Annotated in this window: 13 protein-coding genes; 2 read left to right on the forward strand and 11 right to left on the reverse strand. The window is 59.6% G+C overall.

Going from position 1 to position 9,531, the window contains the following annotated elements; all coding sequences use genetic code 11:
- Window positions 1-83: 83 nt before the first annotated feature.
- The 6 genes from ACW5E8_RS14250 to ACW5E8_RS14275 all read right to left on the reverse strand — a co-directional run bounded on the left by ACW5E8_RS14250 (window position 84) and on the right by ACW5E8_RS14275 (window position 4,811).
- Entirely contained in the window at window positions 84-545 is a 462-nt protein-coding gene (locus tag ACW5E8_RS14250) for a hypothetical protein (protein ID WP_456966191.1), read from the reverse strand.
- A gap of 76 nt (window positions 546-621) precedes the next feature.
- The gene (locus ACW5E8_RS14255; RefSeq protein ID WP_456966192.1) at window positions 622-969 is read right to left on the reverse strand and encodes a GFA family protein; all 348 of its coding nucleotides are present in this window, start codon (window positions 967-969) and stop codon (window positions 622-624) included.
- Between the two features lie 352 nt (window positions 970-1,321).
- Window positions 1,322-1,768: a hypothetical protein gene (locus ACW5E8_RS14260; protein ID WP_456966193.1), complete on the reverse strand. Its 447-nt coding sequence runs from the start codon at window positions 1,766-1,768 to the stop codon at window positions 1,322-1,324.
- Between the two features lie 845 nt (window positions 1,769-2,613).
- Complete coding sequence (locus ACW5E8_RS14265) at window positions 2,614-2,955, reverse strand: cell envelope integrity protein TolA (RefSeq protein ID WP_456966210.1); 342 nt, start codon at window positions 2,953-2,955, stop codon at window positions 2,614-2,616.
- Window positions 2,956-3,323: 368 nt separating this feature from the next.
- A complete protein-coding gene (locus ACW5E8_RS14270; RefSeq protein ID WP_456966194.1) occupies window positions 3,324-3,866 on the reverse strand; it encodes a hypothetical protein in 543 nt (180 codons plus the stop codon).
- Window positions 3,867-3,941: 75 nt separating this feature from the next.
- The gene (locus tag ACW5E8_RS14275) at window positions 3,942-4,811 is read right to left on the reverse strand and encodes a LysR family transcriptional regulator (protein WP_456966195.1); all 870 of its coding nucleotides are present in this window, start codon (window positions 4,809-4,811) and stop codon (window positions 3,942-3,944) included.
- Window positions 4,812-4,905: 94 nt separating this feature from the next.
- Here ACW5E8_RS14275 and ACW5E8_RS14280 point away from each other — a divergent pair, with 94 nt between their 5' ends.
- Window positions 4,906-5,406: a lactoylglutathione lyase family protein gene (locus ACW5E8_RS14280; protein ID WP_456966196.1), complete on the forward strand. Its 501-nt coding sequence runs from the start codon at window positions 4,906-4,908 to the stop codon at window positions 5,404-5,406.
- Between the two features lie 158 nt (window positions 5,407-5,564).
- Here ACW5E8_RS14280 and ACW5E8_RS14285 read toward each other — a convergent pair whose 3' ends face one another.
- From ACW5E8_RS14285 to ACW5E8_RS14300, 4 genes are all read right to left on the reverse strand, one after another.
- A complete protein-coding gene (locus tag ACW5E8_RS14285) occupies window positions 5,565-5,942 on the reverse strand; it encodes a hypothetical protein (protein ID WP_456966197.1) in 378 nt (125 codons plus the stop codon).
- A 76-nt stretch (window positions 5,943-6,018) separates the two neighbouring features.
- The gene (locus ACW5E8_RS14290) at window positions 6,019-6,387 is read right to left on the reverse strand and encodes an integrase core domain-containing protein (protein WP_456966198.1); all 369 of its coding nucleotides are present in this window, start codon (window positions 6,385-6,387) and stop codon (window positions 6,019-6,021) included.
- A complete protein-coding gene (locus ACW5E8_RS14295) occupies window positions 6,387-7,487 on the reverse strand; it encodes a serine hydrolase domain-containing protein (protein WP_456966199.1) in 1,101 nt (366 codons plus the stop codon). Before ACW5E8_RS14295 ends, ACW5E8_RS14290 begins: the two co-directional genes overlap by 1 nt.
- Window positions 7,384-7,743 (reverse strand): hypothetical protein, encoded by a 360-nt coding sequence (locus ACW5E8_RS14300; RefSeq protein ID WP_456966200.1) that lies wholly within the window; start codon window positions 7,741-7,743, stop codon window positions 7,384-7,386. Before ACW5E8_RS14300 ends, ACW5E8_RS14295 begins: the two co-directional genes overlap by 104 nt.
- Before the next feature lie 342 nt (window positions 7,744-8,085).
- Here ACW5E8_RS14300 and ACW5E8_RS14305 point away from each other — a divergent pair, with 342 nt between their 5' ends.
- Entirely contained in the window at window positions 8,086-9,006 is a 921-nt protein-coding gene (locus ACW5E8_RS14305) for an IS110 family RNA-guided transposase (RefSeq protein ID WP_456966201.1), read from the forward strand.
- Window positions 9,007-9,101: 95 nt separating this feature from the next.
- Here the strand turns inward: ACW5E8_RS14305 and ACW5E8_RS14310 are convergent, their stop codons facing one another.
- Window positions 9,102-9,395 carry a hypothetical protein gene (locus tag ACW5E8_RS14310; protein WP_456966202.1) on the reverse strand — a complete coding sequence of 98 codons (294 nt, stop codon included), beginning with the start codon at window positions 9,393-9,395 and terminating at the stop codon, window positions 9,102-9,104.
- Window positions 9,396-9,531 lie beyond the last annotated feature (136 nt).

Here is a 9,531-nt window from a genome sequence, read left to right on the forward strand (position 1 = left end):
TTCCCCGGGCGCCCGCTTTCTAGCCGAGGATGCCCGGGTTCAGCTGCCACAGCCGGGCTGGGGACAGCAGCCAGCGTCAGGCCTTACTCACCCTGGGGTGCACCGGTCATCAGCGCCTTCATCAGCTTCTCTTCGCTCAGGTGCGCGTCCAGGCCAGCGATGGCCGCCGTCACCGAGGGGTCCGCCATCAGCCCGCCCACCGCGGTGGCTCCCAAGGTCTCGAACGCACTCTTGTACCCGGCCATGCCCTCGTTGATGATCGCCTCGCGCGACTCGCCCGCGCACTTGTCGGCAATCAGCTTCTCGAATACCGAAGCGCTGTTCTTCGAGATCTCAAGCCAGGATTCGGGCGTCAGCTGCGCGATGTCAGCCACCTCCGGGTGACTGGCAACGGCGCCAAAGATCCACCGCACCAGCGCGGTCTTGTCCTCCGCCGTCACGGATGCCACCAGGCACTGCGACAGGCGATCGGAATACTCCCCGGCGTTCGCGAAATTGCTCGCGAGCAGCAGGACGATGATGGAAACAGGCTTTGCGAAATGCATGGACTTCCCCTGGATGGCCTGCCGCTGTGGTCAGGCCGCGTTGCGACGCGGTGTGGATGGTACTTCGTGGAGGCGGCTAGAACGACCGCCCGTCCACCTGCACCTTCGTCAGCGCCGCGAGGTCCACGCCTTCCAGGCAGCGCACGTTGACCGCGGCCGTGGCCACGCCCTTGCCGTCCTCCCCGAACCCGAAGGGCGCGCAGCCGCAGGTCCGGCAGAAGTGATGCTTGATGACGTGCCTGTTGAACGTATACGTGCCGAGCTCGGCTTCTCCGGAGTTCAGCGTCAGCGCCGAGCGCGACAGGAACCACAGCAGGTAACCCTTGCGGCTGCAGTGCGAACAGTTGCACTCCATCGCGTCGTCAAGCGTGCCTTCCACTTCGAACGCCACCCGGCCGCAGTGGCAGCTGCCTTTGTACTTCATCGTCGCAGTACTCCGGGCTAGTGTGCAGTGACAAGAATGACGGCAAGGGCGGCCACGAGACAACCCAACCCGAGCACGAACGAAGCGATCCGTGGGCCTGTCCTTGCCGCCGGATCGCGGGCCAGTGACCAGCCCATCACCAGCATGTGTAGAGCACCTTTTGTCCCGCGTGCAGCCCGTCGTTTGAGTAACGAGGGAATACACGAAGCCCAATATCCTTTGCCCAAGGCGGACCGGGCGAGTGCGAATCCGATCTCGGCTCGTCCCGCGTAGCCTCAACGGTCGGTAGGCGATTGGCGTCGGAAAGCATCTTCACGAGTGCGATTGGCTCCATGCGCGCCTGGCACCCAAGTCAAGCCGCGCCACCCGACAGCCGGCTCCATGACTGGCGAAGCCCCGCCAGGTGCACGATACCCAAGAGCAGGCAGATTGATGAGCTCACAACCCAGAACGTCATGCTGTTGCCGGGAAAGTACGCCATGACCGGTACGAAGGCGACGCCGCGAAGAATGTAGACAGCTGTGATCGCCGACAGAACCGTACGCAGCAACGGCAGCTTGCGGATCAGGCCTGCTCCAGAGAGCGCGTAGGCGCTCCACACGGTGAGGACGCTGGCAATGACCAAAGTGGCGACGGTGGGATACCAATGACCGGAAAGATGCAGCTGCGCCATCTGCTCTCCCGCCCCCAATAGACGAAACAGCGGAGCGCCCACCACCAGGCACGCTAGATGCATCAGCGCCGCGAACCCGCTGAGGGCGGCGCCGACTGCCAGAAGCTTGTTGGTTGAACTGGCCATGTAGCTCCTTGGCGGCCCAAGGAGGGGCCGCTAGCCGAAAGCAGGCTGAGTATGGCGCCCAATGCTTCAGTCGGTTGACTTTGGCGTCGCGAATGGCCACGACCTTATCCGCAACTACGTCCTCAAGCGGAGGCGAAGGCGCCGCCAGCGCGGTGATGGTGCGGGCGAGGTCGTAGGCCAGCTCCACACCCTCGCCGACATGGAAGGCCTCGCCCGACCAGAAGGCCTGGATGGTCTCGGCAGTCCACCCGCCGCAGTGCCGGGCATGCATCTCGACCGGGCTGTGCAACTGCAGGCGCGGGTCGGCCAACCGGGGCAGCAGGGCCCGCTCGACGTTCACCGCGATCCCCTCGTTGAGCCACACCGGCAGGGACAGGTGGGTCAACAGGGCATGCGTCAACTCGTGCACCACCACCGGCTCCAGGTCATCCAGCGCGTCGTGCCAGCTGGCAAAGTGGCCGTAGCCGGCATTGAGGAACACGCCGCTGGACATCGCGTACTCGCCGCCGTCGTCGTGGTAGTGCGACAGGTAGTCGTAGTAGCTGTCCTGCGAGGCGAACACGATCACTACATAGGGGCCGTAGCCCCCGTCCGCAGCCAGTGCTCCCAGCCTGCCGCGAACGGCGCGCAATGCCTGCTCGCAGCTGCGCAGCACCAGGGCTGCCGTGCGTTCCGGCAGGGAGGACAGCAACAGGAAATTCGCGCTGTGCGTGTTCGCGTAGTCCGCGTCGGTCAGGTCTCGCCCCAGCGCGTCCAGCCATTGCCGTGCCGACGGGGTGTACCAGGCGTGTAGTTCTGGACCCCTGCTTCTGCTGCCCTGTCACCTGGCATCGGTTCCGCTTGAATCATCCCTGACATCTTCTCTGCTCGAACTCGGGGTGTTGCACTTCGCGTGTTAATTCACCCCCCCCCTCATCTCTAGGTGTGAAGTGAAGGATGATGCGGCTTCTAAAAACTGCAGGGTCGCGAGGTAACGGCAGCGGCGATGATTTTATGATGGCAGCCTCGATTGAGGCCCTAAGTCTTTCTGGCGCACATGGCGATTTGACGTGAATTGACATAACGTCCCCTGTTTCAGCAAGTTCAATCGAAGCAGTGCAGCCAGTGCTGCCTGTCTCCTCGATTGGTGGGCGGATCCAATTGCCCTCTATCGCCATCATGATCTGCCTGGGCCAAGGCTGCGCCATTTCCTCGCCTTGGATTCCTCTCTCCGCACGTATGGCTGCGAGGCGCCGTTCCGCGTCTCTCTTTTGTACTAGTGCGTCAATCCGGGCTTGTCTGATTTGTTCTAGAAGCTGCGCGCGCTCGTGCAGCAGTGCCTCGTCTGTCTTGATGCTTGCTGGCGCGGCGCCATCCTTTTGGCTGGCGATTGACGTGCCGCAGATAAGCAAGAGCCCAAGTGCGAGAAAAGTGATTGCGGGTTTCACAGTTGCGAGTCTCTGGAATGAGGCCCAACGCTTGAGCTAAGCCGACCTGCATAGCGGAGCCGGCAACATGGCAAGCTTTACCCGCCATGTTGTTGGTGTAGCGAAGCAGGTTCGGCTTGAACGAATTGTTAGGCCTTTGGCCAGAGAGCCATATCGGCGCCAACGATAAGCGTGATGACGGCTGATGAAACCGCATAGCAGAGCAACTGGTCCAGCACCCGTAGCTCTAGCTTACGGCTTGCCAGTACAACCAGCGTGAGGAGGACGCCCACAACTGCCACTGGAAGCGTCCAAGTACCCAGACCGAGTAGTTGGCTAACTTTTGCTTCGTCATTCGGGTTGAAGGCACCAATTCCGGCCGCTAGCAGGCGCATGAAGAATGCGATGTATAGGAGCGCGAAGCCGAGCGGGGCGCTACGTTGTTTTACTAACCAGAACCCACCTAAGCCTTGGGCTAGGGTAAGGATGGGGCCGGCAGCCACGATAAGCACCTGATCATTAAGGCTGACCGCACCTTTCGGCGATACCGAATTAAGCGTTGCGACCATTTCGTGTCCGAGCGCGATGCCGGTAGCCCAATGCGCGAGTTCATGGACGAGGAAGCTTGCAATGCCGGTGACGAACAACAGCGCATAGAAACGGGCGGGAAAGACTGCCTTCGAGTTGGCCACAAGGATCTCCTAAAAGGCCTAACGCCAAATTCAACGGCTTGTCCGCTGAAATGATTTGTTAAGTCTCGATCGAGTTCAGAGCCATCGCCTGGCTTCCACAATGACGGTTTTCAGTCTCTTCTGCAGCGCCCTGTGACGCCGGTAGCAAAGGTATAGCGTTTCACTTGCCGGATTGGAAAGCCCATGAACTTTGATTTGCTCGGGCTTGTTGAACGCCTCAACCGCAAAGGCCGGTAACACTGTAAAACCCATCCCCATACTGACCGGTTCCAAAATCAATCCGATCTGGTTTGAGAATCCCCTTTTAGGAAACAGGTTGCTGTGCTGGAATTCCGGATAGTTGGCGCCAAGCAACAGGTTGGCGTGATGACTTCCGTCAGGGTGGTCAATAAAGCCTAGGGCCATCAAGGTTTTCCAATCCGGGTCTTCGACCATCGAAGGCGTCACCAACAATAGCGACTCTTCCGCAACAGGAGTGCAACTGACGTCCGGCAGGGCGGATTTCGACGTCATGAATCCGATATCCATGGTGGATTCAGCGATTGCGCTCTCTACGTCGGAATTGGGTGCAAAGCGATAATCGATAATGAGTTTTGGGTGCCTGCTCTGCAACGCCAATAAATGTGGGTATAGCTTGAGCCCAACGCTCCCCGGAGACATCACCCGAACCACTCCTTCATAAGGAGGATCTTCTCCGACTTTTTGCTCGAGATTCGCCAATGCCAATAGAATGTCCTGAGCTTCGGCGTACAGCCTTCCGCCTGCATCCGAGAGCAAGAATTTCTTGCCCTCCCTTACGAGCAACTCGGTGCCGAGTTGCTCTTCCAACTTGCGCACATGCTGACTCACCCCCGACTGCGTCATATGCAGGCGCTCGGCCGTGCGGGTGAAATGACCAATTTCAACGAGGGCACAAAAGCTGCGTAACCAGACAGTATTTATCATTACGGTAGATGATCACCCTGACGTCAAATGATAATTTCACATAATTGTAGGTGCTGGGTAACCTATTCTCAATGTTAGGAGAGGAGGACACGCAATGAGCAACGTTTACCCAAGAAATTTCTCACATATCGGTATTTCCGTACCGGACCTTGGGCAGGCCGTCCAGTTCTACACAGAGGTAATGGGCTGGTATCTGATCATGGAACCAACTGAGATCGAAGAGGACGACAGCGCAATCGGAGAGATGTGCACGGAAGTCTTCGGAGCAGGGTGGGGAAGCTTCCGAATCGCTCATCTATCCACCGGTGACCGGATTGGTGTGGAGCTGTTTCAGTTCAAGAATCAAACAAACCCGGCAGACAATTTTGAATACTGGAAAACTGGCGTCTTCCACTTCTGCGTGCAAGACCCAAATGTTGAAGAGCTCGCCGAGCGTATTGTGGCTGCTGGTGGTAAACGGCGCATGGAGAAACCGCGCTACTACTATCCGGGCAAGAAACCCTACCGCATGATTTATATGGAAGATCCATTCGGAAACATCGTAGAGATCTACAGCCATAGCTATGAGCTTGTATATAGCGAGGGAGCCTATTGAGCCATTGGCAAGTGGAGTTCCAGCGGGCGCTCGAAGTTGGGAAGCCCGCTGGATTTAACGCTTGAGTTAAGCCGAATTGCAGCGCGTAGCCGGACACATGGCAAGCTCTTTCTGCCATGTGGCTGGCGTAGCGATGCAATTTCGGCTTGAACGCATTGTTAAGCGGCGGTTGTTCGTCGCCAGATTTCCGGACTGCGGAAGGAATACCGCCACAACGCCAGCAAGAGTGGAGCAGTGACCAGTGTGCCGATAGCGGCGCCGAAGACGACCCCTGCCGTGTGCTGCACTCCAACGAAGAACGGTCTGGCCACGTAGTAGCCCATGACCAGAAGAAGCGCAAAGAAGAGAGTGGTCCACAGATGACGGTGGCCGATTGGGCGGCTGCGCAAGTGGCCCCATAGACCGAGCAACCCAACGATCCCGAGAAGCAGTGACACAAAGCCTTGTGTATCCACAGGGGCCGAGAATGAAGACGCGACCAGATTGGCGGCGAAGAACCAAAAGTAGTACCACCATCCAATGTGCTTTGAGGCCATGTCCGCGCCTAACGCCAGAACTAAGCCGTGCTGCGAAGCGGCAGGGACTTCCTTCGATAAAGTGGACACCCGTTGGTTAGGTGCATTGGGCTTCGAACGCAGATGGCGTCTGGTATCCAAGGGATGAGTGTAGGCGCTGGTTATTGTAGAAGTCGACATAGCCGGCCACGGCGCGGTGCAGCTCGTGGTCGGTGGCGAACCGACAGCGGTGATACATGTCCGACTTCATCGACTTGTTCCAGGATTCCATGTGAGCGTTGTCGTTCATTCGTCGTGGCCGGTTCACGCTCTGCAAGACGCCGGCGTTGCCAGGACTTGCCGGAACTGCGCCGCCAGGAACTCGGCACCGCGATCGCTGTGGAAGATCGTTCCCGCATCCGGCTGCCGGCCACGTAGCGCGAATCGCAGTGCCCGCGCTGTCAATGCCGCAGTGCGTTCGGCGCATCAGTTTGCAGCCGGTTCAGCCTCATCTGGAGGAGGCGGCGACAAGTGGAAATGCAGCCTTGTCAACAGGCGATCGCATACCGGCGGGTCGCGGTTGCTCAGGCACACCACGGTCATGTTGTTGGACGGATATACCGACAGCGCCGCACTGTTGCCCCGCGCACCACCACCATGGCCCCAATGTGGAAATTCAGTCGGCCCCGAAGAGATGAAGCCATAGCCGTACCAGTCCGTTTGCTGCTTGATCGCCTCCGTCAACATCGGCAGCGAGATCAGAGCGCCTGCCTTGAGCGCCTTTACGAATCGGATCTCGTCGTCGGCAGTAGAGACGCCGCCACCCGCAGGCGAGCCCCGCCACGGCAATTGATCGGCGCTCGGTATCAACGTTCCGTTATCGTCCTGCGTGTAGCCGCGTGCGACATCGGCCATATGCTCCAGAGTCGGGAAGCTAGTTGCTGTCATCCCGGCGGGACCGAAGACATGCTCGGAGACATAATCATAGTAGCTCTGCCCGCTGACTTTCTCGACCAGCGCGCCGAGCAGTACGAAACCGTAGTTCGAATACTCGAATTTTGATCCCGGCGGAAATGCCGGAGCACGGTCGCCGTTGAGCTTGGTCAGATCGTCTATGGTGCGCACCCAGGCGCGGTTCGGCCCCTCATCCGATTGCAAGACGCCAATGTCTCCGGTGCCGCCTTGATGCGAGAGCAGCTCCCGGATCGTGACCTTCGCCATCTCCTCGTTGGGATAGTCGGTCAAGTACTTTCCGATGGGATCGTCGAAGCCAACCTTCCCCGCCTCTATTAGCTGCAGCACCGACACGGCGGTGAACATCTTGCCCTGGGACGCGAACAGGAATGGCGTTTCGAGTCGTACCGGCGTGTTGTTCTCCCGGTCAGCGAGTCCGAAATGCTTACCGTATAGCCGCTTTCCGTTCTGCTCTACGACCAGCACACCCGAGAAGCGATCGGCCGCCGCCATTCGCGTGGCGAACGCGTCAAATGCCTTCAGTGCTTGCCTGCGGCATACGCTGCGGCTCTTGCATGACGTAGTCGAGGAGGGGAGATCCCGGTTTATCGACCTTAACCGTGATCCGCACATAGGCGGGAAAGTTTCGCTCCTGTGCCAGCGCAACGAAAACCGTTGGCTCGCTAATTTCAACCTGGACCACCTCCAGCCCGCCGGTCTCTTCGCGACTATCAAGTAGATAGTCGATGTTGTGATCGGCCTTGCCGAAGCGTCGCTCATTGAATGCGTTCATAGCTGCTTTGTCGCTGCTGTTAAAGACAGCCAACCACTCGTCGAATGCCGTCTCGGCAGGCGGCTTGGCGGCGGCCGACGCCGCCAGAAGCAGCATCGCTGCCGTACTTAAAGGGACTAGCCTCATCCAGTAATTCCTCTCGTGTTGGTGCAGCCGAATCTGATGCTGTCGGAGAGCGGGAAGAACAGCACACCGAAAGCCGCGAACTCGGGTGTGGGCCCTAACGCCTTATGTCTTGAGTTTCCCCTACCGTAGGTGCCGAGAGCCCGACGTGCGCGCCCGATAACGCCTCGGTGTCAGACCACCGTAATTCAGCAGGGGCCGCACGCCGGATCTCGCGCCCTGCGCCCGAACAGTTGATCGAGGTTTCCCTCGAACTGATAAGCGTGGGCCTCAGGCGCGATGCTCTCGGCCAACCAACTGTAGCGGAGAACCGAGATGACGGCAGCGGGGATCGATGTATGCAAGGCCAGTCTGGATCTGGCCGTGGACGGGAAGCCAAGTGTGGTTGGATTCACCAACAACCGTGCCGGCATTGCCAAGCTGGTCAAGCGCCTGCGGGCACTCGGGGCCACGCGGATCGTGGTCGAAGCCACCGGCGGCTACGAAGAGCCACTGCTCGAGGCATGCTGCGATGCGGCCTGTGGATCGCCCGGGTCAACCCGCGAGGCTCGCGCCTTTGCCAATGCCGCCGGCGAGCTGGCCAAGACCGACGACATCGACGCCCGTATCCTGGCGCTCATGGCCCGACTGTTCGCCGACCGCCTGCGGCCCTACGTCGCACCGCCGCCCTGGCAGCGCGAGCTGCGCGATTGGCTGCGCCGCCGCGGCCAGGTGGTGGCCCTGCTCCAGGCCCAGAAGCAGCAGGCGGCGATGGCGCCTGCTTCCGTCCGCAAGCTTGCAGCCCGCACCATTGCCGCCCTGATCTGGGAGCTTGCCGCGGTCGAGAAGACGATGAAGGCCCTGATCAACGAACACTCCACCCCGGCGTTGCGATCAAGCAAGGGTTTGGGGCCCGTGTTCCAGGCCACCGTCCTCGCGCTGCTGCCCGAGCTTGGACACCTCGACCGCAGACAGATCGCCAAGCTCACCGGAGTTGCCCCGATGAACCGCGACTGCGGACAAGGCCAAGGCAAACGACGGATCCGTGGCGGTCGTGCCCCCGTTCGTGTTGCGCTCTATATGGCCACGCTCTCGGCCGTGCGTTGGGATCCCACGATGAAGGCGCACTACCAGCAGCTTCGGGCGCGCGGGAAGCTGGGCAAGGTGGCTCTGGTGGCGTGCATGCGCAAGCTGCTTGGGATCATCAATGCCAGGCGGCGTGACGAGCTGCGGGCCGAGGGCCTGGCACTGGCTTGAACGGCACGTTTCAAGACAGTTGCTGAATTAAGCCGCGCCGCGAAGCGGCGTCGGCTTGAATGAATTGTTAGGGCGCACTTCTAGCACCCTTTGAGTCATGCAAACAACACCAAGGCGAGCGGGAACAGCAGACTGAGCACGATGGCTGACAAGGCAAGAATTGCAGGCGTTGGAGATTGGCGAAAATTGTGGCCGGCCAATGTAGAAGAGGCCACAAAACCAAGAATGCCGATAAGGATCAGCAGATAGCCACGATCACGTGCTTTAGCAATTGCTTCAGCCGGAACTTGCGGTACGTAAGTGACGACCAAAGCGGACGCGCCCGCAAAGAAGGTCAGGGGCGAGGCAACGGCAAGTGCAACAGATGCGTAAGCCAGAGTGAACTTCATGTGCGCCCTAACGCCTGAGTTAAGCCGTGCCGCGAAGCGGCATCGGCTTGAATGATTTGTTAGCGCTCAGAAATTGCCAGACTAAGTGCGACAAATCCAGCGCCCCGAAAAGGAGAGGTGAGCTGGCAGACTGGAA

This window comes from Luteimonas sp. A649 (assembly GCF_054072735.1).

Bases quoted from the DNA above. Each gene is read 5' to 3' on its own strand.
- ACW5E8_RS14255 (WP_456966192.1), bottom strand. From the start codon at position 969: ATGAAGTACAAAGGCAGCTGCCACTGCGGCCGGGTGGCGTTCGAAGTG.
- ACW5E8_RS14280 (WP_456966196.1), top strand. From the start codon at position 4,906: ATGAGCAACGTTTACCCAAGAAATTTCTCACATATCGGTATTTCCGTA.
- ACW5E8_RS14265 (WP_456966210.1), bottom strand. From the start codon at position 2,955: ATGGCGCAGCCTTGGCCCAGGCAGATCATGATGGCGATAGAGGGCAAT.
- ACW5E8_RS14295 (WP_456966199.1), bottom strand. From the start codon at position 7,487: ATGTGCGGATCACGGTTAAGGTCGATAAACCGGGATCTCCCCTCCTCG.
- ACW5E8_RS14275 (WP_456966195.1), bottom strand. From the start codon at position 4,811: ATGATAAATACTGTCTGGTTACGCAGCTTTTGTGCCCTCGTTGAAATT.
- ACW5E8_RS14310 (WP_456966202.1), bottom strand. From the start codon at position 9,395: ATGAAGTTCACTCTGGCTTACGCATCTGTTGCACTTGCCGTTGCCTCG.
- ACW5E8_RS14260 (WP_456966193.1), bottom strand. From the start codon at position 1,768: ATGGCCAGTTCAACCAACAAGCTTCTGGCAGTCGGCGCCGCCCTCAGC.
- ACW5E8_RS14305 (WP_456966201.1), top strand. From the start codon at position 8,086: ATGACGGCAGCGGGGATCGATGTATGCAAGGCCAGTCTGGATCTGGCC.
- ACW5E8_RS14290 (WP_456966198.1), bottom strand. From the start codon at position 6,387: ATGCGCCGAACGCACTGCGGCATTGACAGCGCGGGCACTGCGATTCGC.
- ACW5E8_RS14300 (WP_456966200.1), bottom strand. From the start codon at position 7,743: ATGCTGCTTCTGGCGGCGTCGGCCGCCGCCAAGCCGCCTGCCGAGACG.
- ACW5E8_RS14285 (WP_456966197.1), bottom strand. From the start codon at position 5,942: ATGGCCTCAAAGCACATTGGATGGTGGTACTACTTTTGGTTCTTCGCC.
- ACW5E8_RS14250 (WP_456966191.1), bottom strand. From the start codon at position 545: ATGCATTTCGCAAAGCCTGTTTCCATCATCGTCCTGCTGCTCGCGAGC.